The 26,302-nt window shown below is 72.3% G+C and carries 29 protein-coding genes; 8 read left to right on the top strand and 21 right to left on the bottom strand.

Going from position 1 to position 26,302, the window contains the following annotated elements:
• Positions 1-3: 3 nt before the first annotated feature.
• From ACFZ8E_RS09940 to ACFZ8E_RS09930, 3 genes are all read right to left on the bottom strand, one after another.
• The gene (locus ACFZ8E_RS09940) at positions 4-816 is read right to left on the bottom strand and encodes a hypothetical protein (protein WP_405042705.1); all 813 of its coding nucleotides are present in this window, start codon (positions 814-816) and stop codon (positions 4-6) included.
• Between the two features lie 108 nt (positions 817-924).
• Complete coding sequence (locus ACFZ8E_RS09935) at positions 925-3,003, bottom strand: M3 family metallopeptidase (RefSeq protein ID WP_405042704.1); 2,079 nt, start codon at positions 3,001-3,003, stop codon at positions 925-927.
• An 89-nt stretch (positions 3,004-3,092) separates the two neighbouring features.
• Complete coding sequence (locus ACFZ8E_RS09930; RefSeq protein WP_243945876.1) at positions 3,093-3,770, bottom strand: alpha/beta fold hydrolase; 678 nt, start codon at positions 3,768-3,770, stop codon at positions 3,093-3,095.
• Here ACFZ8E_RS09930 and ACFZ8E_RS09925 point away from each other — a divergent pair.
• Both ACFZ8E_RS09925 and ACFZ8E_RS09920 read left to right on the top strand, forming a co-directional pair.
• Positions 3,769-4,818 carry an extensin family protein gene (locus ACFZ8E_RS09925; protein ID WP_405042703.1) on the top strand — a complete coding sequence of 350 codons (1,050 nt, stop codon included), beginning with the start codon at positions 3,769-3,771 and terminating at the stop codon, positions 4,816-4,818. The genes ACFZ8E_RS09930 and ACFZ8E_RS09925 overlap by 2 nt on opposite strands.
• A 122-nt stretch (positions 4,819-4,940) precedes the next feature.
• A complete protein-coding gene (locus ACFZ8E_RS09920) occupies positions 4,941-6,044 on the top strand; it encodes a L,D-transpeptidase family protein (protein ID WP_405042702.1) in 1,104 nt (367 codons plus the stop codon).
• 104 nt (positions 6,045-6,148) lie between these two features.
• Here ACFZ8E_RS09920 and ACFZ8E_RS09915 read toward each other — a convergent pair whose 3' ends face one another.
• The 5 genes from ACFZ8E_RS09915 to ACFZ8E_RS09895 are packed head-to-tail and all read right to left on the bottom strand — an operon-like array spanning position 6,149 to position 9,546.
• A complete protein-coding gene (locus ACFZ8E_RS09915; protein WP_405042701.1) occupies positions 6,149-6,346 on the bottom strand; it encodes a DUF2283 domain-containing protein in 198 nt (65 codons plus the stop codon).
• A complete protein-coding gene (locus ACFZ8E_RS09910) occupies positions 6,330-6,659 on the bottom strand; it encodes a DUF4258 domain-containing protein (protein ID WP_246694926.1) in 330 nt (109 codons plus the stop codon). The genes ACFZ8E_RS09915 and ACFZ8E_RS09910 overlap by 17 nt, the downstream gene beginning before the upstream one ends.
• A gap of 57 nt (positions 6,660-6,716) precedes the next feature.
• Entirely contained in the window at positions 6,717-7,439 is a 723-nt protein-coding gene (locus ACFZ8E_RS09905; RefSeq protein WP_405044363.1) for an ABC transporter permease subunit, read from the bottom strand.
• 5 nt (positions 7,440-7,444) lie between these two features.
• Positions 7,445-8,620, bottom strand: a complete 1,176-nt coding sequence (locus ACFZ8E_RS09900) for an ABC transporter permease (RefSeq protein WP_243949491.1) — start codon at positions 8,618-8,620, stop codon at positions 7,445-7,447.
• The gene (locus ACFZ8E_RS09895) at positions 8,617-9,546 is read right to left on the bottom strand and encodes a glycine betaine ABC transporter substrate-binding protein (RefSeq protein WP_405042700.1); all 930 of its coding nucleotides are present in this window, start codon (positions 9,544-9,546) and stop codon (positions 8,617-8,619) included. Before ACFZ8E_RS09895 ends, ACFZ8E_RS09900 begins: the two co-directional genes overlap by 4 nt.
• 271 nt (positions 9,547-9,817) lie before the next feature.
• Between ACFZ8E_RS09895 and ACFZ8E_RS09890 the strand changes: the two genes are divergently transcribed.
• On the top strand, positions 9,818-10,207 hold the full coding sequence (locus tag ACFZ8E_RS09890; protein WP_147729180.1) for a response regulator: 390 nt from the start codon (positions 9,818-9,820) through the stop codon (positions 10,205-10,207).
• Positions 10,208-10,214: 7 nt separating this feature from the next.
• Here the strand turns inward: ACFZ8E_RS09890 and ACFZ8E_RS09885 are convergent, their stop codons facing one another.
• Positions 10,215-10,595, bottom strand: coding sequence for a YraN family protein (locus tag ACFZ8E_RS09885; protein WP_405042699.1), 381 nt, complete (start codon positions 10,593-10,595; stop codon positions 10,215-10,217).
• Complete coding sequence (gene rsmI, locus ACFZ8E_RS09880) at positions 10,582-11,550, bottom strand: 16S rRNA (cytidine(1402)-2'-O)-methyltransferase (protein WP_405042698.1); 969 nt, start codon at positions 11,548-11,550, stop codon at positions 10,582-10,584. Before rsmI ends, ACFZ8E_RS09885 begins: the two co-directional genes overlap by 14 nt.
• Positions 11,551-11,745: 195 nt before the next feature.
• Between rsmI and ACFZ8E_RS09875 the strand changes: the two genes are divergently transcribed.
• Positions 11,746-12,996, top strand: a complete 1,251-nt coding sequence (locus tag ACFZ8E_RS09875) for a penicillin-binding protein activator (RefSeq protein ID WP_405042697.1) — start codon at positions 11,746-11,748, stop codon at positions 12,994-12,996.
• A 14-nt stretch (positions 12,997-13,010) separates the two neighbouring features.
• Here ACFZ8E_RS09875 and ACFZ8E_RS09870 read toward each other — a convergent pair whose 3' ends face one another.
• From ACFZ8E_RS09870 to rph, 4 genes are all read right to left on the bottom strand, one after another.
• On the bottom strand, positions 13,011-13,316 hold the full coding sequence (locus tag ACFZ8E_RS09870; protein WP_405042696.1) for an EamA family transporter: 306 nt from the start codon (positions 13,314-13,316) through the stop codon (positions 13,011-13,013).
• A 230-nt stretch (positions 13,317-13,546) separates the two neighbouring features.
• Positions 13,547-14,725: a radical SAM family heme chaperone HemW gene (hemW, locus tag ACFZ8E_RS09865; RefSeq protein WP_147844311.1), complete on the bottom strand. Its 1,179-nt coding sequence runs from the start codon at positions 14,723-14,725 to the stop codon at positions 13,547-13,549.
• 49 nt (positions 14,726-14,774) lie between these two features.
• Positions 14,775-15,407: an RdgB/HAM1 family non-canonical purine NTP pyrophosphatase gene (rdgB, locus tag ACFZ8E_RS09860; protein ID WP_147728962.1), complete on the bottom strand. Its 633-nt coding sequence runs from the start codon at positions 15,405-15,407 to the stop codon at positions 14,775-14,777.
• Positions 15,404-16,117: a ribonuclease PH gene (gene rph, locus ACFZ8E_RS09855; RefSeq protein ID WP_147728963.1), complete on the bottom strand. Its 714-nt coding sequence runs from the start codon at positions 16,115-16,117 to the stop codon at positions 15,404-15,406. Before rph ends, rdgB begins: the two co-directional genes overlap by 4 nt.
• A 148-nt stretch (positions 16,118-16,265) precedes the next feature.
• Here rph and hrcA point away from each other — a divergent pair, with 148 nt between their 5' ends.
• The gene (hrcA, locus tag ACFZ8E_RS09850; protein ID WP_147728964.1) at positions 16,266-17,360 is read left to right on the top strand and encodes a heat-inducible transcriptional repressor HrcA; all 1,095 of its coding nucleotides are present in this window, start codon (positions 16,266-16,268) and stop codon (positions 17,358-17,360) included.
• 186 nt (positions 17,361-17,546) lie between these two features.
• On the opposite strand, the gene ACFZ8E_RS09845 is transcribed toward hrcA, so the two are convergent.
• Entirely contained in the window at positions 17,547-18,392 is an 846-nt protein-coding gene (locus tag ACFZ8E_RS09845; RefSeq protein WP_405042695.1) for a DUF1236 domain-containing protein, read from the bottom strand.
• A gap of 244 nt (positions 18,393-18,636) precedes the next feature.
• On the opposite strand from ACFZ8E_RS09845, the gene ACFZ8E_RS09840 reads away from it, so the two are divergent.
• Positions 18,637-19,986 (top strand): MFS family transporter, encoded by a 1,350-nt coding sequence (locus ACFZ8E_RS09840; RefSeq protein ID WP_147729610.1) that lies wholly within the window; start codon positions 18,637-18,639, stop codon positions 19,984-19,986.
• Between the two features lie 30 nt (positions 19,987-20,016).
• Here ACFZ8E_RS09840 and ACFZ8E_RS09835 read toward each other — a convergent pair whose 3' ends face one another.
• Entirely contained in the window at positions 20,017-20,364 is a 348-nt protein-coding gene (locus ACFZ8E_RS09835; protein WP_405044362.1) for a glutathione S-transferase N-terminal domain-containing protein, read from the bottom strand.
• Positions 20,365-20,586: 222 nt separating this feature from the next.
• Complete coding sequence (locus ACFZ8E_RS09830) at positions 20,587-21,144, bottom strand: superoxide dismutase family protein (RefSeq protein WP_147729999.1); 558 nt, start codon at positions 21,142-21,144, stop codon at positions 20,587-20,589.
• 133 nt (positions 21,145-21,277) lie between these two features.
• On the opposite strand from ACFZ8E_RS09830, the gene ACFZ8E_RS09825 reads away from it, so the two are divergent.
• Together ACFZ8E_RS09825 and ACFZ8E_RS09820 are read left to right on the top strand one after the other, a co-directional pair.
• Entirely contained in the window at positions 21,278-22,045 is a 768-nt protein-coding gene (locus tag ACFZ8E_RS09825; protein ID WP_243949505.1) for a TlyA family RNA methyltransferase, read from the top strand.
• Positions 22,032-23,282: a class I SAM-dependent RNA methyltransferase gene (locus tag ACFZ8E_RS09820; RefSeq protein WP_405042694.1), complete on the top strand. Its 1,251-nt coding sequence runs from the start codon at positions 22,032-22,034 to the stop codon at positions 23,280-23,282. Before ACFZ8E_RS09825 ends, ACFZ8E_RS09820 begins: the two co-directional genes overlap by 14 nt.
• 149 nt (positions 23,283-23,431) lie before the next feature.
• Here ACFZ8E_RS09820 and ACFZ8E_RS09815 read toward each other — a convergent pair whose 3' ends face one another.
• The 4 genes from ACFZ8E_RS09815 to ACFZ8E_RS09800 form a co-directional block, all read right to left on the bottom strand.
• The gene (locus tag ACFZ8E_RS09815) at positions 23,432-23,650 is read right to left on the bottom strand and encodes a hypothetical protein (protein WP_243931806.1); all 219 of its coding nucleotides are present in this window, start codon (positions 23,648-23,650) and stop codon (positions 23,432-23,434) included.
• Between the two features lie 37 nt (positions 23,651-23,687).
• Positions 23,688-24,161 (bottom strand): hypothetical protein, encoded by a 474-nt coding sequence (locus tag ACFZ8E_RS09810; RefSeq protein WP_405042693.1) that lies wholly within the window; start codon positions 24,159-24,161, stop codon positions 23,688-23,690.
• Between the two features lie 239 nt (positions 24,162-24,400).
• Positions 24,401-25,165, bottom strand: coding sequence for an SOS response-associated peptidase (locus ACFZ8E_RS09805; RefSeq protein ID WP_405042692.1), 765 nt, complete (start codon positions 25,163-25,165; stop codon positions 24,401-24,403).
• Positions 25,166-25,221: 56 nt separating this feature from the next.
• On the bottom strand, positions 25,222-26,226 hold the full coding sequence (locus ACFZ8E_RS09800) for a magnesium transporter CorA family protein (protein ID WP_147728142.1): 1,005 nt from the start codon (positions 26,224-26,226) through the stop codon (positions 25,222-25,224).
• Positions 26,227-26,302 lie beyond the last annotated feature (76 nt).

Genomic DNA, 26,302 nt, shown 5'->3' with positions numbered 1-26,302 from the left:
GTCCTACCAGGGCTGCGGCGTGACGAGGCCCTGACGCGTCACCACGACCCATTCCCGCCCGCGCCGCTCGACGGCTTCGACCCGCCCGACTCCCGGAATCGCGTCGCCGATCGCGACCTCCACCAGGCGGCGGCGGCGATCCTCCAGCATTGCGGTGCCGTCGTACACGTCGCGGACGGCCCAGGACTCGATCACCGCCGGCTTCGGCTTGGCGTCCGGGATGCTCCCGGTCTGAACCGGCTCGGGCTTCGCGACCGGAGCCGGCGGCGCGGCGGACGCGACGGTGCGCTTCTCGGCTTGGGCCGCCCCCGCCGCGAGGCGGGCGCCCTGCTCCTTCTCCGCCTGCTCGATCCGCTCGCCGAGGGCGGCGATCTTCGCCACCAGGGCGGATTCGGTCTTGCCGACCTTCTCGGTCAGCGCGGCGCTGCGGGCCTTCGCCTCGCTGCGCGCGGCGTCCGCAGCGTCCTTGAGGGCCGCGACCGACTTGTCGAGGCGATCGGAAGCGATGGCGAGGCGCGACGCCTCCGAGCGGTTGGCCTCGAGCGCCGCGTTGATCTCGGCCAGGACGACCGCCGTCCCCTGAGGCCGGGGCGTCGCCAGGATCGCGGTGCCGGCGCCGAGCACCGTGCCGACCGCGAGTGCGACGCCCGCCAGCCCCATCGTCACCGCATCGAAGCGACGGACGGCCTTGGCAGCCGTCGGCACGGGCGCCGCCGCCTTGCTCTCGGCGGGCTTCGCGCCGGAGACCGCGGCCTTCAGCAGGGCCTCCGGCGAGGCGGCCGATTTCTCCACGGCCGAATCGATGATCGTCGTCATGGCCCTCGCCTCCGCGTCCGGCATCTCTGTCGAAAGCTTTGGTTAAGGACGTTTGTTTACCGAAGGGTTACCGCGCCGCGCGTGCCGAGGCGGCGCGGGCCTTCCCCGTCAGGCTGCCAGCCCGCGCTTGCGCAGCAGCGGCTCGGTGCTCGGCAGGCGCCCGCGGAAGGCGGTGTAGGCCTCGCGCGGGTCGCGCAGGTTGCCGGCGCCGTAGACGTAGGTGCGCAGGCGCGCGGCGGTCGCCGGATCGAAGATGTCGCCGGCCTCGCGGAAGGCGTCGAAGGCGTCCGCATCCAGCACCTCGGACCAGAGATAGCTGTAGTAGCCGGCCGCATAGCCGTCGCCCGAGAAGATGTGGGCGAAGTGCGGCGTGCGGTGGCGTATGTTGATCTCGGCCGGCATCGCGATGCGCTCGAGCGCGTCGGCTTCGAAGGCCCCCACGTCGAGCCCGTTCTCGCCCTCGGCCGAGAGGTGCAGCGTCATGTCGACGATCGCCGACGCGGTGTACTCGACGGTGGCGAAGCCCTGGTTGAAGGTGCGGGCGGCGAGCAGCTTCGTCAGCAGCGCCTCCGGCATCGGCTCGCCGGTGCGGTGGTGGCGGGCATGGGTCCGCAGCACCTCCGGCTGCTCCAGCCAGTGCTCGTAGAGCTGCGACGGCAGCTCGACGAAGTCGCCCGACACGGCGGTGCCGGCGAGCAGCGGGTAGGTCACGTCGGAGAGGAGGCCGTGCAGGGCGTGGCCGAACTCGTGGAAGAGGGTCCGGGCGTCGTCGAAGGACAGCAGGGCCGCCTCGCCGGCGGGCGCCTTCGCGAAATTCATCACGTTGACGATGATCGGCTTCACGTCGCCGGTGAGCCGTTCCTGCGAGCGGAAGGCGCTCATCCAGGCGCCGCTGCGCTTCGACGGCCGTGCGAAGTAATCGCCGAGGAAGGTGCCGACCTCGGAGCCGTCGGCGTTCGCGACGCGCCAGGCGCGCACGTCCGGGTGGTAGCGCGGAACGTCCTTGAGCTCGGTGAAGCGCAGGCCGAACAGGCGGGAGGCCGTGTCGAACGAAGCGGCGATCACTGAATCGAGCGGCAGGTAGGCCTTGATCTCGCTCTCGTCGAGATCGTGCTCGGCGCGCCGCAGCTTCTCGGCGTAGTGTCGCCAGTCATGGGCCTGGAGGGCGAAGTTGCCGCCCTCGGCCTGGACGATCGCCTGGAGCCGGTCGCGCTCGGCCCCGGCCTGCCTGCGGGCCGGGGTCCAGACCTCGCGCAGCAGGCCCATCGCCGCGTCCGGGGTCGCGGCCATGGTGTCGTCGAGCTTGAAGTGGGCGAAGCTGTCGAAGCCGAGGAGCCTGGCCCGCTCGGCGCGCAAGCTGACGATCTCGCGGATGATGCCGCGGTTGTCGGTGGCCCCGCCGCCCTCGCCGCGGCGGATCCAGGCCTCGTAGGCGCGCTCGCGCAGGTCGCGCCGGGTCGAGCACACCAGGAACGGCTCGATCAGCGAGCGCGACAGGGTGATGGCGTGGCTGTGCGCGCCCCCGCGCTCCTTGGCGGCGTCGGCCGCCGAGGCGATCAGGAAGTCGGGCAGGCCGGCGCGGTCCTCCGCCGCGTCGAGGGGCAGCAGGAAGCTGCTCTCGTCGGCGAGCAGGTTCTGGCTGAACTGGGTTCCGAGTTCCGACATTCGCGCCGCGATCTCGGCGACGCGCAGCTTGTCCTCGGGCCCGAGGTCGGCGCCGGAGCGGCGGAAGCGGGTGCGGTAGCGGGACAGAACCCGGCGCTCCTCGCCGCCCAGGCCTTCGGCGTCGGCGTCGACCGCCGAGATGCGCGCCCACAGGTCGGGGTTGAGGTAGATCGCGCTGCCGTGGCGCGACAGCTTCGGGCCGATCGTCCGCTCGATCGCCTGAAGCTCGGGGTTCGTGTGGCTGCCGGTGAGGTTGTAGAACACGCCGGCGACCCGATCGAGGGCCAGGCCCGCCCGCTCCATCGCCGCGACGGTGTTGGCGAAGGTGGGCGCCGCGGTCTCGCCGGCGATCGCCGCGATCTCGGCCTTGTGGGACGACAAAGCCGCCTCGAAGGCCGGCAGGTAGTGCTCGGGGCGGATGCGCTCGAACGGCGGAAGCTCGGCCGGCGTGCCCCAGGCCGTCTCGGAGAAGGGGTTGTCGGCCGGAAGGTCGGCGAGCCCGGGGTTTTGCGCTGTCGTCATCTGAAAGGTCCCGATGTCGCGCGCCGTGCCCTGGCCGGCGGCGTTCCGGCCTGGGCCGTCGACGGCCGGCGATTCGACGCGCTCCCGCTTCAGATAGGCCCGAACCCACGCTTCAGGAAGGCGATACCGCGTGCCACCGCGTCGGCGTCGGTTCGCGGATCGAAAGCGTGGCCCTGGTCTTCGTAGAGGTGGACGCGGCAGCTTCCGCCCGCCTCGGCCATCCGCCGGTGCAGGTCCTCGGGGTGACGCCGACCGACCAGGGCGTCGCGGGCGCCGTGCAGCGCCAGCACCGGCGGCAGTGCGAGGGGGCCGGCGCTCGGGCCGCTGCCGAGTTCCGGCGGCAGGAAGGCCGAGCGCAGCACCAGCGCCGCGATCGCCTCGGGCGCCCGCGCGGCGAGCGCCAGCGCGAGGGCGCCTCCGAGCGAGCGGCCGACCAGCGCCACCGGGCCGGGGACCTGCGCGCGCACGATCTCGAGGGCATCCCGCCATGCGCCGAAATGCCGGCTGATCCCGGAGAACCCGACCCGCGCCTCGCCGGTCCGCTCGAGATAGTGCGGCAGCAGCACCGCGAAGCCGGCTTCCGCCAAAGCTGCGGCTTCGGCGCGGACCGGACGGTCCGGGCCCGGTCCTTCCGCATCGTGCAGCAGAATGACGGTCGCCGTGGCCGGCGCGTCCTTGCCGCGCGGCGCGAACCGCTCGATCGTGACGGGCCGTCCCTCGCACAGGATCGTGTCGCGGGTGACGGCCGGATGGGGTGGATAAGTCATGGCGTCAGGTCGGTCTCGACGGTTCGCGGCGTTCGCGCTCGCCGGCACGGCCCTGCTTGCCACGACGGCGGGACGGGACGCGAGGGCACAGGAGTCGAAGCCGCATCCGCCCGAGGCGACCGTCCCCGTGCCGCCGCCCCTGCCGCCCGAGCGGCCCGCCGAGCTGAAGCCCGCGACGGCGCCGGGCGCGACGATGACCGACCCGCCGCGCCCGCCGGAGCGCCCCGCCGCGCTGACGGCGCCGGCGACACCGCCCGCGACGCCCGAGACGAAGCCCGCCGCGCCGCCCGCCGATCCGGCTGCCGTCGCACCGCCCGCACCGAGGCCGCCGGAACGCCCGCCCGACCTCGTCCCGAACGCGTCCTCCGGCGCACCGCCGGTCCCGGCGGAGGCCAAGCCCGGCGACAAGGCCGCCGACAAGCCCGGCGAGATGCCGGTGCCGCCGCCGCTCCCCCCGGAGCGCCCGGCCGAGCTGTCGGGCGAGGCGGCGCTCGGCCTCAAGGTCGCGGCGCCGGACGACACCGCCTGCCGGGTCAGGCTGAAGCGCCTCGGCGCGGCGTTCGAGCCGCTGCCGGCGATCGTCAACGGGCAGTGCGGCACGCCGCTGCCGCTGAAGGTGACGGGGCTGCCCGACGTCGCGCTTCCGCAATCGGCGACGCTGACCTGTGCGGCCGCCGAGGCGCTGGCGCGCTGGGCGACCGAGGCGCAGGTCGCGGCCGAGCGCGAGCTGAAGCAGCCGCTGACCGGGATCGCGATCGGCACCTCCTACGAGTGCCGCGGGCAGAACCACGACGTCGAGGCCAAGCTCAGCGAGCACGCCTTCGCCAACGGCGTCGATGTGATGAGCTTCACCTTCGCCGGCCGTCCGCCGATCGCGGTCGGGGCGATGCCGGAGGGCTCGGCCGAGGGGCGCTTCCTCGATGCGGTGCGGGCGCGGGCCTGCGGGTTCTTCCGCACGGTGCTCGGCCCCGGCTCGAACGCCGCGCACGCCAACCATCTCCATCTCGACGAGCGCGAGCGCAACGCCGGGCACCGCCTGTGCCAGTGAGGGCGGTCGCGGAAACCTGATGCCGCCGTGCCGTTTGGCGGGGAACGCTCACGCTTCGCCGACACTTGATCGCGTGGAGCGAATCGGCTCCGGGAGCCTCGACCATGACGTGCGGATCGACGATGCGGACCGGCCTCGCGGCCGTCGTCCTGGCCTGCCTCGCGGGCCAGGGTCTTGCCGCATCGGACAAGGAGCCGGCCAAGGCGTCGGGCAAGAACGAGCCCGTGGCGCCGAGCGCGCAGGCGATCCGGGACGCGACCTTCGCCGAGCCGGCCCAGGATGCGAAGACGGATGCGAAGAAGATCGAGGCGAAGTCGTCGGGGGCCGCGAAGGCGAACGACCGGCCCGATCCGCTGACGATCAAGGTCCAGGTGCTGCTCGACCGGGCGCGGTTCTTCCCCGGCGCCATCGACGGGCGCGACGGCGAGAACCTCCAGGGCGCGCTCTCGGCCTACGCCGTGGCGCAGGGCCTGCCCGCGACGAAGACGCTGACGAAGGACGTCTTCGACAAGCTCGCCGCCACCGGCGGCGATCCGGTGGTCGCCGACTACACCATCACCGAGGCGGATGCGGCCGGCCCCTATGTCGAGACGATCCCGCCGAAGATGGAGGCCCAGGCCGACCTGAAGGCGATGAGCTACACCAACCCGCGCGAGATGCTGGCCGAGCGCTTCCACATGAGCCGCGACCTGCTGAGCCAGCTCAACCCGGACAAGCCCCTCGACAAGGCCGGAACGGTGATCCTGGTCGCGGGCGTCGCGCCGATGGGCCTCGACAAGCCCAAGGCCAAGGACCTGCCGCAGGACCCGAAGGTCGACCGCGTCGAGGTCGACAAGGGCAGCCGCGACGTGCGCGCCTTCGGCAAGGACGGCAAGCTTCTGGCCTACTATCCGGCCTCGATCGGCAGCGAGGAGAAGCCCGCGCCGAGCGGCGAGACCAAGGTGAAGGGCGTCGCCTTCGACCCGTTCTACACCTACGATCCGAAGTACCGCTTCAAGGGCGTGAAGAGCCGCAAGAAGTTCTCGATCCGCCCCGGCCCGAACAACCCGGTCGGCCTCGTCTGGATCGACCTCGCGATTCCCTCCTACGGCATCCACGGCACCCCGGAGCCGGAGAAGGTCGGCAAGACCGAGTCGCACGGCTGCATCCGGCTGACCAACTGGAACGCCCGCGACCTCGCCGCCCACGTCGCCCGCGGGGCGAAGGTGTCGTTCAAGGACGAATAGAGCGGGCGCTCGCATGTCGTCGAGGCGACCGGCTCCGAACCGTCGGTCGGCCTCATGTCCTTCCGGCGAGCGGGCTTCCACCTCGCTTGGAAATGCTCCCGCGATCAGGCCGCCGTCAGGTGCCGGAGGTCCGCACCGGTGGACAGGTGCTCCGATGCATCGAGGATTTCGACCGCCACGATCCGACCGGCGGCATCGAAATCGAGGACTAGGCCGGGACGGACTTCCTCGCTTTCGACGACGGGGGTATCCGCGAAGCGCACATAGAGCGCATCGGTCTTAGCGTCATACCGCGACTTCACGTGAGCGCCTCCGGCTGCGATCGAAGAATGCGGTCACGATGTGCACGCCATCTTCGGTCGGCACGTATACCACGCGCAGCATCCTGCCGTCGCGCTCCGGCACTGAGCGATAGGCCCGTCTTCGTTCCGGGTGCTTCGGGTCCGTCTCGGTCTCTTCCGGCTCTGCCACGGTGCGTTCGATCCACACGCGCTCCAGTGCTCGATCCACCAAATTGCCGAGGGCATGCGTACCGTAGGTGATCCGCACACGCCCTCCCAAAAGACCGAAGCCGACTTCGCGTGCGACGAAGCCGGTGGACGTCGCGTACCTCACGTAGAGTATTTTCCTATTCAGGCCTATTGGATTCGCGCTTCGTCGTCGAGGAGGCGATCAGCGGCGAAGCAGGCCTGCCGCCGCGACCATCAGCGCGTCGCACAGGAAGGCGAGCGCCGCCGTCGCGGCGGCGCCCTGGAGCATCGGCACGGTGTTCTGGTTCTGGAGGCCGGCGACGATCGGCGTGCCGAGCGTCGCGGCGCCGGCCAGCGCGCCGACCGCGGCGGTCGCCACGGCGAGGACGAGGGCCGTGCGCAAGGTCTCGACGATGGCGGGCGCGGCCAGCGGCAGCTCGATCCGCGTCAGGGTCTGACGGGCGGTGAGCCCAAGCGCTTTGGCGGCCTCGCGCGTCTCCGCCGGCACCGCCTCCAGGGCGCCGACCGTGCCGCGGAGCGTCGGCATGATGCCGTAGAGCACCAGGGCCAGCAGGGTCGGCGGGCCGCCGAAGCCGAGCACCGGCAGGGCGAGCGCCACCACGACCACCGGCGGCACCGCCTGCGCCGCGGCGGCCAGCGTATCGATCCCGCCCCGGACCGAGGCCGCGCCGGGGCGGGTCGCGAGGATCCCGAGGCCGATTCCCGTGATCGCGACGAGGACGAGGCCGGTCCCGGCGAGGATCAGGTGGTGCAGGGCGAGCGCACCGAGATGGTTGAGCGGCAGCGCCCGCCGCGGCGTCTCGCCGAGCGCCGAGACGATCGCCGCGGCGACGGTCGGATGACTGAAGCACGCGAGCACGAGGCCGGCGGCGACGGCTCCGAGGGCCGGGTGCAGGGCACGCAGCCGGGTCATGCCGGCGTCCCGCGCCAGCGATCCTCGGCGAGGCTCAAGGTCCGCTCGACGACGAGCGAGAGCGCGACGATCGGGATCGCGCCGAGCAGGATCAGGTCCGGGGCGAACTGCGCCATGCCGTCGAAGACGATGCCGCCGAGGCCGCCGGCCCCGACCAGCGCCCCGAGGGTCGCGAGCCCGATCCCCTGGACGCAGGCGACGCGCAGCGCCCCAAGCAGGATGCCGGCGCCGATCGGCAGCCGCACCTGGAACAGGATCGTTCGTGGGGGCAGGCCGAGGGCCTCGGCCGCGTCGAGGGTCGCCGGGTCCGGCGCTGCGAGCGCTAGAGCGAGGCCGCGCCACAGCGGGAGCAGCAGATAGGCGGCGATGCCGATCACCGCCGGCACCGGCCCGAGCGCGCCGAGGCCGGCCTCGCGGAGCGCCGGGACCGCCTGCAGCAGGCCCGAGGCGACGGCGACCAGCGCGCCGAGCAGGGCCACGGCCGGCACCACTTGGATGCCGCCGACCAGCACCTCGACGAGGCCCTGCCCGCGTCGCCACAGCGAGAGCAGCACGGAACCGCCGACTGCCAGCAGCACCGCGCTTCCCGAAAGCAGCAGATGCCGCACCAAGGCTTCGCCGACCACGTCCTTGCGCGCCGCGAACTCGACGGCGAGCGACAGGCTCCCAAGCGTCCCGGTCGAGCCGGCCAGCGCGACGAAGCCCAGGAACGCGGCCGCGAGCGCGCCCTCGAGCCCGGGGACGGCCATGCGGCGGGCGAGGTGGGCGAGCCCGCCCGCGAGCAGCAGCAGCGCCGTCCAGGCACCGGAGGCGAGGCCGGCGCGGGCGGCCGGCGGCTCGCCGGCGAGAAGGTCCCCGGCCGTGCTGCCCAGCGCCAGCATCAGCAGCCCGAGGGCCAGGGCGAGGAGCACGGTGGCGGCGCCGACGCCGATCCGCGTCCGCCCGATCCGGGCGAGCAGCACCGCGCCCAGCACGAGCCCGGCCACCGCCTCGATCTCCGGCCCGAATCCGGGCAGGGCCCCGAGGCCGTCCAGCGCGTAGACAGGCTCGCCGACGACGAGGCGGTTCTTCGCGATGCGCAGCAGCGGCAGGCCGTAGACCGCACCGAGGAAGGCGGCGGCGAACAGCGGCGGGCCGATGCCCCCGCGTCGATCCTCCGTTGCGGGCGTCAAGCGATGAAGCCGGCGTCGCGCAGGAACGTCCGTGCCACCGTCTCGGCGACCTGGCCCTCGACGGTGATGCGGGCGTTGAGCCGGCGGAGCGTATGGGCATCGAGGCGCGCGAACACCGGATCGAGCTTCTCGCGGATGCGCGGGTGGCGCGCCAGGGTGTCGGCGCGGATCACCGGGGCGACCTCGTAGACGATCTGCGCGCCCTTCGGATCGCTCATCACGGTCAGGTCGAGGGCGTCGAGCGCCCCGTCGGTGCCGTAGACCATGCCGGCGTTGACGCCGCTGATGCCCTGCGCCGCCGCTCGCGCGGTCACCGCCGTGTCGCCGCCGGGCAGGCTGATGATGCGGTTCATCGGCAGCGAGAACCCGTAGGCCGCCTCGAAGGACGGCAGGGCCGCCGGGCTCTCGACGAACTCGGTCGAGGCCGCGAGCAGGATCAAACCGCGCCGCACGGCCCCGGCGAAATCCGCCATGGTGGCGAGCCCTTCGCGCCGGGCGAGGCTGCCGCGCACCGCGATCAGCCAGGTGTTGTTGGCCGGCGCCCGCCCGAGCCAGACGAGGCCCTTGGCCCGATCCGCCGCCGCGATCGCGGCGTAGGCGTCGTCGGCCCGCTTCCAGGCCGGATCGCCCTCGGTGCCGGTGAAGAAGGCGCCGTTGCCGGTGTATTCGGGATAAAGGTCGACATCGCCCGACATCAGGGCCGAGCGCACGATCAGCGTCGGCCCGAGGCCGAGGCGGCGCTGCACCGGGATGCCGAGATCCTCCAGGCACAGGGCGATCATGCTGCCGGTGAGCGTGCCCTCGGTGTCGCTCTTCGAGGCGACCACCACTGCGCCCTGCCCGCGCGCGGGCGCCGCCGCGATGGCGGCGCCGAAGCCGAACAGCACGGCGCGGCGGTCGCAGATCGGAACGGGGCGACCCCTCACAGGAAAAATCCGGTCGTGTCAGGAAAAGATCGGCCCATTGCGGGTTCTGCCCTCACGCGGACCGTGCCACACCCTATCGCGAAATGTATCGCCGTGTAACATTGCCGACGGAACAGCCCGCGCCGGACGCTTGACACAACCGGCGTTCCGGGCGACCCCTCAGCCGCCCGGTGTACCCGCTTGGTTCTCCTGGCGCGACGATCGGATCCGACCAGCCATCATGGCGACGTTCCGTTGAAGCGGAGCGGATCGACAAGGAAGACACCTCGGCGTGAGCGCGGAACCGAACGACGACGTTCTCCAGGGTAAGCGGGTGCTCGTCGTCGAGGACGAAGCCGCGATCTCGATGCTGCTCGAAGACATGCTGCTCGATTTCGGCTGCACCGTGGTCGGCCCGGCGGCACGCCTCTCGACCGCCCTGGAGATGGCCGAGGGCGAGACCTTCGAGGTCGCGATCCTCGACGTGAACGTCGCCGGCGAGCCGATCTACCCGGTCGCCGAGGCGATCGCGAAGCGCGACCTGCCGCTGATCTTCTCGACCGGCTACGGCGGCGCCGGCATCCGCGAGCCGTTCCGCGATCGCCCGGTGGTGCAGAAGCCGTTCAGCCAGGCCGACCTCAAGCGCACGCTCATCGGCGCGATCAGCGCCGCGCGCGCCTGACCGTCCGCTACAGGCCCTCGATCGGGAACGCGTCGACGAGGTGGACCGGCCAGCCGCGTCCGCCGATGAAGACCGCGTCCGCCCGCAGGGTCAGGCTTCCGGCGAACGGATGCCGCGCGATCCAGCTCCGCACCGCGCGCGAGAAGCGTTGTCGCTTGACCCGGCCGATCGCGTTCTGCGCCTCGATCAGCGTCGCGCGCGCCTTGACCTCGACGAAGGCGATGGTGCCGCCGCGGCGCACGATCAGGTCGATCTCGCCGCCCGACGCGCTTACCCGCATCGCCAGGGGGCGATAGCCCTTCAGCATCAGCGCGCCGAGCGCCAGCCATTCGGCCCGGCGCCCGCGGCGTTCGGTCGCCTTCCGGCGGGCGGCATCAGGCGTCCGCATCGGTCTCGCGAGCCAGCACCAGCGCACGGTTGTAGACAGCGCGGCGCGGCTGCCCGGTCTCGTCGGCGACGAGGCTTGCGGCATCCTTGATCGAGTGCCGCGCGAGCGCGACGCGCAGGGCGGCGTCGAGGCCGGCATCGGCCTCCTCCGGGGTGGCCTCGTCCGGCGCGGCCCCGATCACCACCACGACCTCGCCCTTCGGGGCGCCCTCCTCCGCGAAGGTGTCGTTGAGGCTGGCCAGGGTGCCGCGGCGGATCGTCTCGAACATCTTCGTCAGCTCGCGCGCCAAGGCCGCGGGACGGGTGCCGCCGAGGACCTCCGCCGCGTCCGCCAGCATTTCCGGCAGGCGGTGGGGCGATTCGAACAGGACCAGCGTGCCTGGCACGGTCGCCAGCGCCGAGAGCCGGTTGCGGCGGGCGCCGGCCTTCTGCGGCAGGAAACCCTCGAAGAAGAACCGGTCGGTCGGCAGGCCGGCGGCGACGATCGCCGTCATCACCGCCGACGGGCCGGGAATCGGCGTGATGCAGATCCCCGCCTCGATCGCCGCCTGGACCAGCTTGAACCCGGGATCGGAGACCAGCGGCGTGCCGGCATCCGACACCAGCGCCAGCGCCTCGCCGTCCAGCATCCGCCGCACCATGCGCTCGCGGACGGCGGCGTTCGAATGCTCGTGGTAGGCGACGAGCGGCGTGGTGATGCCGTAGTGCATCAGCAGCGTCCGGGTGACGCGGGTGTCCTCGGCGAGCACCGCGTCGGCGGCGGCCAGCGTCGCGAGCGCCCGGATCGTGACGTCGCGCAGGTTGCCGATCGGCGTCGCCACCACGTGCAGGCCCGGCGCGAGCGGCTCCGCTTCCGTCGCTAGCCCGAAGGCGGTGAAGGTCGCAACCTTGGTCGCGGTGGATTTGGCCGGCCCGTCCCTGCGGGGGCGGCGTGCGGGCTCGATTCGCTGTGTCATCGCGCGGACCTTGCCACGCCAAGCCGCCGAGCGGAATTTGCTCGCGGCCGCCGAACCGCCGCGAACCCCCGCTGATTCGTGTTTTCCGGGGGCGCGCGCGATCCTGCGACATCGGCGCGTTTACTTTTCGGGTCCACGCTTTAAGCCAGAGCCACGATCCCGCGTGGACGATCTTTACGGGAAGGAAGTTTCGCGATGGCGCGATGTGTCCCGCCCCGCGCCCTCCGGGCCGGCGCCGCCCTCGCCGTGATCCTCGCCCTTGCCGGCTGCATCGGCTTTCCGGACCGGGCGCGTTCCGTCCGCGCCGCGCCGCCGCCGCGGGCCGAACTCGCTCCCGGCCTCGCACCGCCCGCCGACGCCGTTCCCGGCTCGACGCCGGCCGCCGCCTCGGCGCCGGGCCGGATCGGTACCGGTTCGGTCAAGGTCGCCCTCGTCGTGCCGCTCTCGGGCCAGGGGGCCAATCTCGGGGCGGCGATGCGCAACGCGGCCGAGCTCGCGATCGAGGAATACCAGCAGCCCGACCTCCAGATCCTGGTGCGCGACGACCGCGGTTCGCCGGACGGCGCCCGCGAGGCGACGAGCGCCGCCATCGCCGAGGGCGCCGAGCTGGTGCTCGGCCCGCTCTTCGCCGCCAACGTCGCGGCCGCCTCGGCGACGGCGCGCGCCGCGGGCAAGCCGGTGATCGCGTTCTCGACCGATGCGAGCGTCGCCGGCCCCGGCACTTACCTGCTGAGCTTCCTCCCGCAGGCCGAGGTCGACCGGATCGTCGACGAGTCGGTCGCGGGCGGGCGCCGCTCCTTCGCCGCGCTGATCCCCGAGAACGCCTACGGCAACGCCGTCGAGGCGCAGTTCCGCGAAGCGGTGGCGCGCAAGGGCGCCCGTCTCGTCGGCATCGAGCGCTACGCCCCCGGCGCGCCGGAGCCGGCGATCGCGCGCCTCGGCGGCCTGATCACCGGACCGGGCGCGCAGGCCGACACCCTGTTCCTGCCCGAGACCGCCGACGGGCTGCCGAATGTGGCGGCCGCGCTCACCAAGGCCGGCTTCGCGCCGTCCCGCGTCCGGCCGATCGGCACCGCGGTCTGGAACGAGCCGCGGCTCTTCGCGCTGCCGGCCCTGCAGGGCGGCCGCTTCGCCGCACCGGACACCGGCGGATTCGGCAACTTCGCCGGGCGTTACCAGGCGCGGTTCGGCACGAGCCCGCCGCGGGTCGCCTCGCTGGCCTACGACGCGGTCTCGCTCAGTGCGGCGCTCGCGCGGCAATACGGGACCCAGCGCTTCGCCGACGCGACCCTGACCAAGAGCGCCGGGTTCGCCGGCGTCGACGGCACCTTCCGCTTCCGCGCCGACGGCCTGAGCGACCGGGCGCTCGCCGTCCACGAGATCCGCAACAACGCATCGAGCGTGGTCAGCCCGGCGCCCCGCGCCCTGGCCAAACCCGGCACCTGAGCCTCCGCCGCGCGTCAGCCGTGGCCGATCATCGCCGCGCCGGCCGCGACGACCGTGCAGGCGGCGATGCAGCCGGCGGTCAGGCGCTCCGCCAGGAAGGCGCGGCCGAGGAGCGCGGCGAAGACCACGCTGGTCTCGCGCAGGGCCGAGACCGGCCCCATCGCCCCGAGCCGCATCGCCCAGATCACCGCCGCGTAGGCCAGCAGCGAGGCGGCGCCCCCGCCGACGGCGCGCGCGACCGCGGCGGGCCGCCCGCCGAGGGCCGCCGATCCGCGCGTCAGCAGGAGCCAGAGCGGAGACGCGCGGTGGACGGTGACCATCGCCGCGGTGTCGAAGACCTGGCAGCTCGACCGCGAGGGTGATGAGGAGCCCGAGCCCGCCGACCGTGAAGTTCATCACGCTGATTGGTCCAGAGCCGGTCCGCGCCGCCGCGCAGCAGCGTGTTCCACCCGGCATGCAGCAGCGCCGCGAGCAGCACGAGGCCGATGACGGCCGACGTCATCGCCGGCTCACGAATCGGCTTTCGACGCGCGCGCGGAGGCGTTCGGCATCACGCCGCGAGGCTCGCGACCACGGCGTTGAGCACCGGAGCGCCGCGCGCGGTCGCGGCGATGCGGCCGCCGTCGAGCCGCGCCACGAGGCCGTCGCCGATCAGCGCCGCGACCCGCGACCCGTCGAGCGGGCGGCCCTTCAGCGCGGCATAGCGCGCCGGATCGATGCCCTCGGACAGGCGCAGGCCCATCATCAGGAACTCGTCGCCCTGGTCGGCGCCGGCGATCGTCTCGGTCTCGGCGATGCCGTGGCCGTCGCGCTCGACCCGGGCGAGCCAGGCCTCCGGTGCCTTCTCGGTGACGGTGCCGAGGCGGCCGGCCTCCGTCACGAGGCGGCCATGCGCGCCGGGGCCGATGCCGGCATATTCGCCGTAGCGCCAGTACAGCAGGTTGTGGCGCGACTGCGCGCCGGCACGCGCGTGGTTCGAGATCTCGTAGGCCGGCAGGCCCGCCCGGTCGCAGACCTCCTGGGTCACGTCGTAGAGCGCGCGGGCGGTCTCGTCGTCGGGCGGCACCAGCCGGCCGGCGGCGGCGAGCCCGTAGAACGGCGTGCCGGGCTCGATGGTGAGCTGGTAGAGCGAGAGGTGCTCGGCCGCCCGGCCGATCGCCTCGGTGAGCTCGCGCCGCCACGCCGCGGCGGTCTGGTTCGGGCGGGCGTAGATCAGGTCGAACGAGCTGCGATCGAACGCGCCCTGCGCGACCCGGATCGCGGCGAAGGCCTCCTCGGCGCTGTGCAGCCGCCCGAGGCTCTTGAGCGAAGCGTCGTCGAAGGCCTGGACGCCGAGGGAGACGCGGTTGACCCCGGCCGTGCGGTAGCCCCGGAAGCGCCCGGCCTCGACGCTGGTCGGGTTGGCCTCCAACGTGATCTCGGCGCCGGGCTCGACGCCCCAGGCTGCGGCGATGGCATCGAGGATGCCGGCGACCGTCGCGGGCTGCATCAGCGAGGGCGTGCCGCCGCCGAGGAAGATGCTCGAGACGGTGCGGCCGGGGGTGCGCCCCGCCACGTGCGCGATCTCGGCGCGGAAGGCCGCGAGGTAGCGCGCCTCGTCCACCGGCGCGTGGCGGACATGGCTGTTGAAGTCGCAATACGGGCACTTCGAGGCGCAGAAGGGCCAATGCACGTAGACGCCGAAGCCCGCATCGCGGGTCGGGTGGTCCGGGCCTGAACGGTCGGTCATCGCACGCGATGTGCTCGCGTGCGCGCCGTTTGGCAATCGCCCGATCCGTTCAGCCCGGCCGGCGCAGGCATGCGGCGGCGAGCTTCACGAAGGCACGTGCCCGGTGCGAGAGGGCGTCGCCGGTCTGCCAGTCGACCCCATGCTTCTCCTCCGACGCGATCTCGCCGAAGGTGCGGTCGAAGCCGTCGGGCCGGAACATCGGGTCGTAGCCGAAGCCGGCCGTGCCGCGCGGCTCGACGAGGTCGCCGAAGACGCGGCCCTCGAACAGCTCGGTGTGGCCGTCGGGCCAGGCCAGCACCAGGGCCGAGACGAAGTGCGCCCTCCGGTCGCTCGCCCCGCGCAGGTCCAGCTCCGCGAAGATCCGCGCCATCGCGCCGGAAAAGTCCTTGGACGCCCCGGCCCAGCGGGCGGAGAACAGCCCGGGCGCCCCATCGAGCGCATCGACGCACAGGCCCGAATCGTCGGCGAAGGCCGGCAGGCCCGCGGCGTTGGCGGCGGCGACCGCCTTGATCGCGGCGTTCTCGGAAAACATCGTGCCGGTCTCGTCGGGTTCCGCGAGCCCGAGCTCGCCGGCCGAGACCGCCTCGACGCCGAAGGGCGCGAGCAGCTCGCGCATCTCCACCAGCTTGCCGGCATTGTGGGTCGCGATCACGACCCGGCCCGAGAGGATGCGGTGGCTCATGCGATCGCCTGCTTCTGGAGGGCGACGAGGTCGGCGACGCCGCCCTTGGCGAGCCGGAGCAGCGCGAGCAGCTCGTCCTCCGAGAACGGCTTGCCCTCGGCGGTGCCCTGAACCTCGACGAGGCCGCCGGTGCCGGTGATGACGAAGTTGGCGTCGGTCTCGGCGCCCGAATCCTCGGCGTAGTCGAGGTCGAGCACGGCGGCGCCCTTGACGATGCCGCAGGAGATGGCGGCGACGTGGTCGCGCAGCGGGTCGACCGAGATCATCGAGCGGGCGCGCATCCAGGCGAAGCACTCGTGCAGCGCGACCCAGGCGCCGGTGATCGATGCCGTGCGGGTGCCGCCGTCGGCCTGGATCACGTCGCAGTCGACGGTGATCTGCTTCTCGCCCATCGCCGGCAGGTTGGTGACGGCGCGCAGAGATCGCCCGATCAGCCGCTGGATCTCCTGCGTCCGGCCCGAGGGCTTGCCGGAATTGACCTCGCGGCGGGTGCGCTCGTGCGTGGCGCGCGGCAGCATGGCGTACTCCGCCGTGATCCAGCCCTTGCCCGAGCCGCGCAGCCAGTGCGGCCCGCGCTCCTCCAGCGAGGCGGTGCACAGGACCCGGGTCTCGCCGAAGGTCACGAGGCAGGAGCCCTCCGCGTAGCGGGCGACCGAGCGCTCGAGCGTGACCTTGCGCAACTCGTCGGCCGCGCGCTTCGAAGGCCGCATGCGGCGTTCTCCTGATTCCCGAATTCGAGCGGGGTGCTTAGGCTGCGCCGCCACACGCGGCAACCCGAAGCGCCCGAGCGCCGTATGAGAAGCCCATGGATTGATCCGCAGGCTTTAGCGGGACACAATCATCGGCCAGGAACCGCGCGTGACCGAGTTTTCCCGACCCTTCTCCCAACCGCCGCAGGCGCAGGCCCTCGCCGCGCTGAACGAGCGTGCCCGCGAGATCTTCCGGCAGATCGTCGAGGGCTATCTCTCCACCGGCGAGCCGATGGGATCGCGCAACCTCGCGCGCATCCTGCCCATGACCCTGTCGCCGGCCTCGATCCGCAACGTGATGTCCGACCTGGAGCAGTCCGGGCTGATCTTCGCGCCGCACACCTCCGCCGGGCGCCTGCCGACCGAGCTGGGCCTGCGCTTCTTCGTCGACGCGATGCTCGAGCTCGGCGATGTCGGCCGCGAGGAGCAGGAGCGGATCGAGGCGCAGATGCGGGCGGCGGCCTCGCGGCACACCTTCGATTCGGCGCTGGCCGAGGCGTCGAGCCTGCTCTCGGGCATCTCGCGCGGAGCCGGCGTGGTGCTGACGACCAAGACCAACGTGCAGCTCAAGCACATCGAGTTCGTGCGGCTCGATCCGGCACGCGCCCTGGTGGTGCTCGTCTCCGACGACGGCTCGGTCGAGAACCGCCTGCTCGACCTGCCGCCGGGCCTGCCGGCGAGCGCGCTGCAGGAGGCGTCGAACTACCTCAACGCCCGCCTGCACGGCCGCACCCTCGGCGGCCTGCGCGCCGAGATCGAGGCGGGTCGCCAGGCGATGAAGCGCGAGCTCGACGCGATCACCGAGCGCCTGGTCGATGCGGGCCTCGCCGTGTCCGTCGGCCCGAGCGAGGCCCGCCAGCTCATCGTGCGCGGGCAGGCCAACCTGCTCGACGACCTTCGCGCGATCGAGGACCTCGAGCGGATGCGGCTGCTGTTCTCGGACCTCGAGACGCAGAAGGACGTGATCGACCTGCTCGCCCGCGCCGAGGGCGGCGACGGGGTGCGGATCTTCATCGGCTCGGAGAACAAGCTGTTCTCGCTCTCCGGCTCGTCGCTGATCGCGGCGCCGTTCCGCGACGGCTCGCAGACCATCGTCGGCGTCGTCGGCGTGATCGGCCCGACGCGCCTGAACTACGCCCGCATCGTGCCGATGGTCGACTACACGGCGCGGGTCGTCTCGCGGATGCTCGACCGCGGGACGTAGGGCCGGGGCCGCTCGCCCGATGCGCCGCCGCGCCCCTCGGTTGGCGCGGAATGTCGGCCCGCGAAGCACATCGGGAGAGGGGGAGCGCCGTATCCGGACGACGCACCCGCCTCTCCCGACCCTTGCCGCCACGAGGCACACCCTCCCCCGCAGAGGAGGGAGGGCAGGCCGGCGCGGGTTTTCGCCTCAGCCGCGGATCACGTCCACGATCTGGTAGGTGTCCGGATCGACGATGACGATGTCGTCGTCCACGAGGACGTAGCTGTAATCCTCGTATTCCGGTGCCAGCTCGACGATCGCCGGCGGGAGGCGGTGCAGTTCATAGCTGCGGGCGATCGCCGTGCCGACGGTGAGCGCGAAGGCGCCGGCCGCCAGGCGCGGCACGCCGCTGCGGAACAGGTCCTGGCGGAACCGGGTGCGCTCGGCGCCGCCGAGACGCCCATAGGCGCCGCGGGCCTCGCCGCCGCCGCGCGGACCGCGGGCGCCGCGATCCGGACGACCGTCGCGGTCGCCGCGGGCACCGGGGCCGTCGCGATCGCCCCGGCCGTCACGGGCGCCGGGACCATCACGGTCGCCGCGTCCGTCGCGCGCCGCCGGACCGTCGCGATCCCCGCGGGGGCCGCCGGTCTCGTTGCGCCCGGGGCCGCCGCGCTCGTCGCGGGCGCCGGGCTTACCGCCGGGGCCGTCGTCGCGCATCGCACCGCCGCGTTCCGCACCGCCCGGCGCCCCGCGATCGGCACCGCTGCCCGGCCCGCCGCGCTCGGCCGCGCCGCCCGCCGGGCCGCCGGCGTCGTTCCCGCGCATCGCGCCGCCGGCACCACCGCCAGCACCGCCGCCAGGGCCTGCACCGCCGCGCATGCCACCGCCGGCGCCGCCGCCAGCACCGCCCGCCGGTCCGCCGGCGCCGCCGCCCGGTCCGCCGCCGCCGCCCGGCCCGCCGGCACCGCCGCCGGGGCCGCCCTGGCCGAAGGCCGTGGCCGTGCCCAGCACCAGCACGGCGGCCGTCACCGTTCCGCGAAAGATCTTGTTCATGGCGCTCGATCCCGTCCCGTTATTGTTGAAAGGCCACGTCCGTCGCCGACCGACGAAGTCACCGCCCCGAAACGGTACAGTCCCGAAAAGCGTTCCGTCGGAGCCTGCCGCTCGGAGACGACGTGACACGGGCGGTGGGCATCCTCGTTCGCGCGCCCACGCGGCCTAGGCGGTCCCGGTCCCCGCCTGTAACGTCGCCCGTATCAAGAATGCGCCGTCCGAACGACGGAGACAGGGAGCCAGCATGTCCGACTCGATCGGGATCGCGCCAACCGCCGAAGACGTGGCGGCCGACCGCAGCCGCCGCATCCGGGCGATCGTCGCCTCGTCGTCCGGCAACCTGGTCGAGTGGTACGATTTCTACTGCTACGCCTTCTTCGCGATCTACTTCGCGTCGTCGTTCTTCCCGAAGGGCGATTCCACCAGCCAGCTTCTCCAGACCGCCGGCATCTTCGCCGTGGGCTTCTTCATGCGGCCGATCGGCGGCTGGCTGTTCGGGCGCATCGCCGACCGCGTCGGGCGCCGGACCTCGATGGTCATCTCGGTCCTGATGATGTGCATCGGCTCGCTGTTCATCGGCCTGCTGCCCACCTACGAGACCGTGGGCGCCGCAGCCCCCGTGCTGCTGCTGCTGGCGCGCATGCTCCAGGGCCTCTCGGTCGGCGGCGAGTACGGCACCAGCGCCACCTACATGAGCGAGGTCGCGCTGAAGGGTCAGCGCGGATTCTTCGCCTCGTTCCAGTACGTGACGCTGATCGGCGGCCAGCTCCTGGCCTCGCTGGTGCTGATCGTGCTGCAGTTTGCGCTCACTGAGGCGCAGCTGCACAGCTTCGGCTGGCGAATCCCGTTCTTCCTCGGGGCGGTGGCCGCCATCGTCGCCCTCTACCTGCGGCGCTCGCTCGCCGAGACTGCGGGCTCCGACAAGGAGAACGCCGGCACCTTCTCCGAGCTCGCCAAGCATTGGCGCGCATTCTGCGTGGTCCTGGCCTACACCGCCGGCGGCTCGCTGGTGTTCTACACCTTCACGACGTACATGCAGAAGTATCTCGTCAACACCGCGCATTTCGACAAGGGCACGGCCTCGCGCACGATGACCGCGGTGCTGCTGGTCTACATGATGGTCCAGCCGCTGTTCGGTGCGCTGTCGGACCGGATCGGGCGCAAGGCCAACATGCTGCTCTACAGCGGCCTCGGCACGCTGATGGTGGTGCCGCTGATGACCGCGATCGGCGCGACGCAGGACCCCTACGTCGCCTTCGGCCTGATCACGCTGGGGCTGCTGGCGGTGAGCTTCTACACGGGGATCAGCGGCATCGTGAAGGCGGAGCTGTTCCCGACCAAGGTCCGCGCGCTCGGCGTCGGCCTGTCCTACGCCCTCGCCAACGCCACCTTCGGCGGCACCGCCGAATACGTGGCGCTGTGGTTCAAGGAGGCGGGGATGGAATCGAGCTTCTTCTGGTACGTCACCATCCTGCTCGCGATCGCCTTCGTCGCCTCGCTGATCATGCCGAACCCGAAGGTCCACGGCTATCTCGACGGTGACGGCACGGTGGAGGAGGCGCTCGGAGGCAAGCCGCGCCTGGCGCGGGCCTGAGCCCGGCCCTGCCGTCGCGCGGAATGCCCGTCAGGCCGTCCGGGACCGGTTCTTGAGCTCCATGTTCTCGCGGTAGAGGGACTGGAGGTTCTTGAAGACGCCGCCGAGATAGGCCTGGTAGGTCGGCAAGGCATCGGGCGCGACGCCGGCGCGCCCCGCGAAATGGGCGACGATGGCATCGGATTCGGTCGTGAACCGGCCGGGCGCAAGCTCGGCCGTCGGGAAGGTCACCGTCTCGACCGCCGGCGCGAGCCGGCTGCGGATCGACGTCTCCGCCGCGTCGCCGGGGACGAACTCGCGCAGGTCCGCCCGATCCAGCTGCCCGGTTTCGAGCAGGAACAGGCGGACCTTGAAGCAGAACGGGCAGCCCGCCTTCAGGTAGACGGTCGGCTTGAACGCGGCGTCGGTCGTCCTCGTCGTCGAAGTGGGTCGGGCAGTCCCGCGGTAGCGGGCCGGAAGCGCTCGGCGGCGCGGCCGGGGACCGCGCCGCCGCGTCGGATCCGACCGATCCGCCGGTCGGCACGGACCGGGACATCCCTCGTCGGGCGTCGGCCGCCTTCGACCGAGGGCCTCGTGCCCCTCAGCGGATCGTCGTGCGGGTCACTTGATCACCGCGCAGCCGATGCGGTTGCCGGCGCCGCCGATCGGCTGCGTGGTGTGGTCGTCCTCGTTGGCGTGGACGATCAGCGCCGAGCCGTCGCCGTCTTGGAGGCCGCCGTCGCCCGTCAGCGGCGTTTCGCTGGAGACCTCGGCGTTCACCGAGCCGTCGGCCGCCGCGTAGACGTTGGGCAGGTCGCCCTCGTCCGGGCCGTCGGGGTTGAGCAGGCCGTGCTTGCTCTGGTCATGGTTCACGTGCGCCTTCGAGTTCATGAACTTGTCGGTGTCGGAGCAGTCGCCGACCGCGTGGAAGTGGATGCCGTGCCAGCCGGGCGGCAGGCCGCCGGCCTTGATCGCGATCCGCATCACCAGCGCGTTCGCGCCGTCGCGGATCGTCAGCGTCCCGATCGGCTCGCCCTTGTTGTTCTTGATCTCGCCGGTGAAGGTCTGGGGTGCGGCGGCCGGGGCCGACTCCGCGGCCGGCGGGGTCTGCGCGAGCGCTCCGGTGGCGCCGGATGCGAAGCCGACGAGGGCTGCGAGCAACGGCAGGGTGCGTGTCATGTGATGGCTCTCCTCTCCACGTCGGGCTAGTTAGGCCGTCATCCGGTCCTCCGACAGGGCTTTCTTCGATCGCGCCGCCCGGGCAGCCCGGCGGCCGGACCATTCGTGACCCCTTCCCCGTGAACCAGCCTCGATGACGCGCGACAGGATCAGGGCCGACCTCCTGCTAGTCGAGCACGGCCATTTCGAGAGCCGGGCGCGGGCGCAGGCCGCCATCGCCGCCGGCCTCGTGCGGGCCGACGGGCGCGCGGTCACCCGCGCCTCCGAGCGGCTGCCGGCCGACGCGGCGATCGAGGCCAGCGCGCCCCACCCCTTCGTCTCGCGCGGCGGCCTGAAGCTCGAGGCGGGCCTCGACGCCTTCGGCCTCGATCCGGCCGGCCTCCCCTGCCTCGACGTCGGCGCCTCGACCGGCGGCTTCACCGACCTGCTCCTGCGCCGCGGCGCGACGCGGGTCGTCGCGGTCGATGTCGGGCACGGCCAGCTTCACGCCAGTCTGAGCGCCGACCCACGGGTCACGAACCGCGAAGGGACCGACATCCGAACCCTCGCGCCGGGCAGCCTCGACCCTGCCCCTTGCCTTGCCAGCATCGACGTGAGCTTCATCGCCCTGCGCCTCGTGCTGCCGGCGGTGGCCGGGCTGCTGGCGCCGGGCGCGCACCTGATCGCGTTGATCAAGCCGCAATTCGAGGCCGGCCGCGAGCGCGTCGGCCGCGGCGGCATCGTCCGCGACGACGCCGTCCACGCGGAGGTCTGCGATGCGGTGCGCCGCACCCTCGCCGGCCTCGGCTTCACGATCTTCGGCCTGATCCCCTCCCCCGTTCGGGGCGGGGACGGCAACACCGAATTCCTCGTCGGCGCACGCGCCGATCGACCGCACGAAAGACCCGATGACCGCATCTGAAACCGTCACGATCCGTCGCCTCGGCGCGCGCGGGGACGGCATCGCCGAAGACGGCACGGCGATCGCCTTCGCGCTTCCGGGCGAGCGCGTCGCGATCCGGCGCGACGGCGGGCGCGGCGAGCTCCTCGGCATCGAGACGCCCTCGCCCGATCGGATCGCCCCGATCTGCCCGTACTTCACCCGCTGCGGCGGCTGCGCGACACAGCACCTCGCGCCCGAGCCCTACGCCGCCTGGAAATACGCGCAGGTCGCCAACGCCCTGGCCCAAGCCGGGCTCGACCGCGCTCCCGATCCGCTGATCGACGCCCACGGCGAGGGCCGCCGGCGCATCACCCTGCACGTCCGCGAGGTCGAGAGCCGGGCCGAGGCCGGGCTGATGGCCGCGCGCAGCCACGCCCTCGTCGCGATCGACCATTGCCCGATCACCGTGCCGGCCCTGCATCGGGCCCCCGAGATCGCGCGGGCGCTCAGTGCGCCCCTCGGGCACGGGCGAAAGCCCCTCGACGTCGCGGTGACCGCGACCGAAGCCGGGCTCGATGTGGACCTGCGCGGCCACGGCCCGGTCGAGGCCGGCGTGCGCGCCACGCTGGTGCGGCTCGCCGGAGAGCTCGACCTCGCCCGCCTGTCGCTGCACGGCGACGTGGTGGTGGAGCGCAAGGCCGTCACGGTGGCCTCGGGCGACGCGCGCCTCCATCCGCCGCCGGGCGGCTTTCTCCAGGCGACGGCGGCCGGCGAGGCGACGCTGTCCGGGCTGGTGCGCGACGCCTTCACCAAGAAGACCAAGCGCGCCGTCGACCTGTTCTCCGGCTGCGGGCCCTTCACCCTGGCGATGGCGCGCACCGCTGCCGTCCACGCGGTCGAGAGCGAGGCCGGCGCGCTGGCGGGCATCGCGCGGTCCTATCGCTCCGCGCTCGGCCTGAAGGGCGTCACCACGGAAGCCCGCGACCTGTTCCGCCGCCCCGTCCTCGCCCACGATCTGAACGGCTACGACGCCGTGGTCTTCGATCCGCCGCGGGCCGGCGCACAGGCGCAGGCGAAGCAGATCGCGGAATCCAAGGTGCCGCTGGCCGTCGGCGTCAGCTGCGACGCCGGGACCTTCGCCCGCGACGCGGCGACCCTGGTCGCGGCGGGCTTCGGCCTGGAGCGGGTCACCCCGGTGGACCAGTTCCGGTACTCGGGCCACGTCGAGATGGTCGGCGTGTTCCGCAGGGCGGTCGCGGTCAAGCGCCGGCTGTAGCGGCCGGCGGCCGCCTCGACGCGGTACCGAGCCCGCGCGGACGCGACGGGAGCGTCACGCCTCCCGGAGGCAGGGAAGAGGTCGAACCTCGTCGCTCCGTGCGGGTCGGTCGCCGCGAAGGCGCGGGGCCGCACACGGGGTGGGGCCGGCTACGAGCGGTCGGCCTCGGCCGTCACGAAGGTCAGGCAGCGGGCGCGGGCCTGCGGATCCCTGATGCGGTCGAAGGCTCGGACGAGGGCCAAGGTCTCGGCCTCTCGGGATTCGGGCTCGCCCCCCGTGAAGAACGTGCTGACCGGCTCATCGAGCGTTTGCGCGATCCGCTCGAGGCTCGCGCGCGCGATGGACAGATGGGCATCCGGCTTTTTCACAAGACGACCTCATAGGCACGGCCTCCCACGGAGCCAATCAATTTATCGAGACTCCGGCCGCCTTCGGCCCAAGGCTGTTGGCGAGATGGCGACCCAGGATCACCAGGGCCTTCCGCACGATGTCGGCGGCCTCGTCGTTCCCGGTCGCCACAGCTTCGCGGTAGGCGGCGGAGAAGTCCTCGACGACCGCATCGAGCGCCTCGCCGTTCATGTCCTCCAGGAGAATCTGGACGGCGCCGACGGAGACGGCCTGCTTCGGTTCCTGCCACGCCGGGGCGAAACGCGTGCTCGAGGATCGGATCGCCTCGCGCGACCGATCGATCGCCAAGCGGGACAGCGCCATCAGATCGTTCGAATGCCCGATGCGCCGACGGCTCTGTCGTATCCGGGTCTTGAGAGCTGCTTTCTCGCATCGATAAGCAATCATGGATATGATCTCGCAGGTGATGAAATCGATGATCGTGCAAATGCGAAAGCAATAGACGGTAGGGCGCTGACAGTTTTGCGTCAAATCAACGTCTGATGTTCAGGCTTGTTTGTCGCGTGACCTGCGCAACACGCTTTCGTGGACCCGGTGCGCAAACGCCGGCCACGTCGTGCCTCGATAGGGTCGGGGGCACAGCTGCTGCGCCCCAACCAACAAAAAAGGATCATAGGCGGTTGGATGATGCACGTTCACTCGGCCGGCGAGAAGTGACACCAACATAAGTTGTATGTCCGCCTCACGTTTCTGTTACCGCGTGTGCCGGTTCAGAACAGGCTGCCGTGCGCGTCCTCGTCGCTGGACCGCGGCTGTTCGGCTGCTGGACGATCCGCCGGTGGGATGGCCGGCTGAGGCCGGCCGACCGGCTCGATCAACGCCGCGTCGTCGTTGCGAACGGCGTTCACCCGGTCGGAGACCGGGTCGAGGCGGAGCCAGTCGTCCGGGCATGGTCGGCAAAGGGCCGCCGCCTCGGCCTGATCCACCGCGCGGGTGTCGAGCCAGGGTGCGACCTGCTCCGGCGCGAGGATCGCCGGCATCCGGTCGTGCACCGCCGCCATGGTTCCGTTGGCGCCCGTCGTGACGATGGCCGCCGTGTCGATCTCCGAGCCGTCCGCCCCGAGCCAGGATTCCCACAGGCCGGCGAGCGCCATCGGCGCGCCGTCCGCGCGGCGGATCGCGAAGGGCGTCCGCACCGCGCTGCGTCCGGTGCCCTCGCGCCGCCATTCGTAGAAGCCGTCGGCCAGGAAGACGCAGCGGCGGTGGCGCACCGCGCCGCGGAAGGTCGCCTTCTCCAGGATGGTCTCGACCCGCGCGTTGATCACCAGCGGAAAGGTCTTGGGGTCCTTCAGCCAGCTCGGCCAGAATCCCCAGCGCACCAGCCGGAAATGCCGCGCGCCGCCCTCGGCGATCACGATCGGCACGGGCTGCGTCGGCGCCACGTTGTAGCGCGGCGGGAAGTTCGGGCGCTCCGGGTAGCCGTAGAATTCGGCGAAGCGTTCGGGCGCCTGGGCGATGAAGAAGCGTCCGCACATCCCGAGAGGTTCCTATCCGCCGGCGATCGCCGCCCGCGGCGGCGCGCGGCGGCCGTCTAGAGCCACTTCTTCCAGCGGAAGAACACGTAAGGCAGCACGGCGGCGACGACCATCATCACCACCGCCATCGGGTAGCCGAAGCTCCAGTCGAGCTCCGGCATGGTCTTGAAGTTCATCCCGTAGATCGAAGCGATCAGCGTCGGCGGCATGAATACCACCGCCATGACCGAGAACAGCTTGATGATGTTGTTCTGCTCGAGGTTCACCAGCCCCAGGGTCGCGTCGAGCAGGAACTGGATCTTCGAGGACAGGAAGGTCGCGTGCTCCTCGAGCGATTGCAGGTCGCGCAGGGTCGAGCGCACGTCCTCGCGCAGCTCGCGCGGGGCCTTGGCCGTCCGGTAGGTGGCCGAGAGCGAGAGCAGGATGCGCTCCATCGAGACGAGGCTCTCGCGCTGCTTCGAGATCAGGTCGCCGTGGCGGCCGAGGGCGCGGAGCGTGTCCTGGAGCGCGGTGTTGCGCGCGCTCGGGTCGGCCTGGACCTCGAAGATCTTGCCCGAGAGCCGGTCGATGCGCTCGCCCTGGAGCTGGAGCACGTCCGCCGCGCGGTCGATCACCGCCTCGATCAGGCCGGCGAGGATGGTCTCGCCCGAGGGCGTCCCCGTCGGCCCGCTGCCGGTCGCCCGGCCGGCGCGCTGGGTGTACATCCGGAACGCCTGCGGCTCCTCGTAGCGCACCGTCACGAGCTTGCGGCCCTGCAGGATGAAGGTGATGCCGGCGAGCCCCGGATCCTCCGAATCGCTGACCTTCGAGAGCACGCGCCCGGTCATGTAGCGGGCGCCGTCCTCGACGTAGAGCAGCTCGGACGGCTCGATGTCCTTCATCTCCTCCCGCGTCGGCACCTGGATGCCCATGAAGGCCTCGACCTTGAGGTCCTCCTCCCGCGTCGGCTTGATCATGTCGAGCCAGACGGTGTCGTCGGGGATCGGGTCCTGCAGCTCGAGGGGGCGGCGCTCCAGCAGCATCTGGCCGGTGCCGGTGACCGGCTGGTGGATGAAGATCACGAAGAGCGAACCTGGGGATGGGCGCTCTGTCGAGCGCCGTCATGGGCGGGGGCGCTCACGCGAGCGCCGTTCAGGG

It is taken from the genome of Methylobacterium sp. HMF5984 (genome assembly GCF_045033435.1).
In the GTDB taxonomy this organism is placed as follows: Bacteria; Pseudomonadota; Alphaproteobacteria; order Rhizobiales; family Beijerinckiaceae; genus Methylobacterium.
Note: the sequence above shows the minus strand (reverse complement) of the source record. Positions and strands in the feature narration are given on the sequence as shown.

Excerpts from the sequence above, each read along its gene's own strand:
- ACFZ8E_RS09940 (WP_405042705.1), bottom strand. The coding sequence starts at position 816 with ATGACGACGATCATCGATTCGGCCGTGGAGAAATCGGCCGCCTCGCCG.
- ACFZ8E_RS09935 (WP_405042704.1), bottom strand. The coding sequence starts at position 3,003 with ATGACGACAGCGCAAAACCCCGGGCTCGCCGACCTTCCGGCCGACAAC.
- ACFZ8E_RS09925 (WP_405042703.1), top strand. The coding sequence starts at position 3,769 with ATGGCGTCAGGTCGGTCTCGACGGTTCGCGGCGTTCGCGCTCGCCGGC.
- ACFZ8E_RS09930 (WP_243945876.1), bottom strand. The coding sequence starts at position 3,770 with ATGACTTATCCACCCCATCCGGCCGTCACCCGCGACACGATCCTGTGC.
- ACFZ8E_RS09920 (WP_405042702.1), top strand. The coding sequence starts at position 4,941 with ATGCGGACCGGCCTCGCGGCCGTCGTCCTGGCCTGCCTCGCGGGCCAG.
- ACFZ8E_RS09885 (WP_405042699.1), bottom strand. The coding sequence starts at position 10,595 with ATGCGGACGCCTGATGCCGCCCGCCGGAAGGCGACCGAACGCCGCGGG.
- rsmI (WP_405042698.1), bottom strand. The coding sequence starts at position 11,550 with ATGACACAGCGAATCGAGCCCGCACGCCGCCCCCGCAGGGACGGGCCG.
- ACFZ8E_RS09875 (WP_405042697.1), top strand. The coding sequence starts at position 11,746 with ATGGCGCGATGTGTCCCGCCCCGCGCCCTCCGGGCCGGCGCCGCCCTC.
- ACFZ8E_RS09870 (WP_405042696.1), bottom strand. The coding sequence starts at position 13,316 with ATGGTCACCGTCCACCGCGCGTCTCCGCTCTGGCTCCTGCTGACGCGC.
- hemW (WP_147844311.1), bottom strand. The coding sequence starts at position 14,725 with ATGACCGACCGTTCAGGCCCGGACCACCCGACCCGCGATGCGGGCTTC.
- rdgB (WP_147728962.1), bottom strand. The coding sequence starts at position 15,407 with ATGAGCCACCGCATCCTCTCGGGCCGGGTCGTGATCGCGACCCACAAT.
- rph (WP_147728963.1), bottom strand. The coding sequence starts at position 16,117 with ATGCGGCCTTCGAAGCGCGCGGCCGACGAGTTGCGCAAGGTCACGCTC.
- ACFZ8E_RS09845 (WP_405042695.1), bottom strand. The coding sequence starts at position 18,392 with ATGAACAAGATCTTTCGCGGAACGGTGACGGCCGCCGTGCTGGTGCTG.
- ACFZ8E_RS09840 (WP_147729610.1), top strand. The coding sequence starts at position 18,637 with ATGTCCGACTCGATCGGGATCGCGCCAACCGCCGAAGACGTGGCGGCC.
- ACFZ8E_RS09830 (WP_147729999.1), bottom strand. The coding sequence starts at position 21,144 with ATGACACGCACCCTGCCGTTGCTCGCAGCCCTCGTCGGCTTCGCATCC.
- ACFZ8E_RS09825 (WP_243949505.1), top strand. The coding sequence starts at position 21,278 with ATGACGCGCGACAGGATCAGGGCCGACCTCCTGCTAGTCGAGCACGGC.
- ACFZ8E_RS09820 (WP_405042694.1), top strand. The coding sequence starts at position 22,032 with ATGACCGCATCTGAAACCGTCACGATCCGTCGCCTCGGCGCGCGCGGG.
- ACFZ8E_RS09805 (WP_405042692.1), bottom strand. The coding sequence starts at position 25,165 with ATGTGCGGACGCTTCTTCATCGCCCAGGCGCCCGAACGCTTCGCCGAA.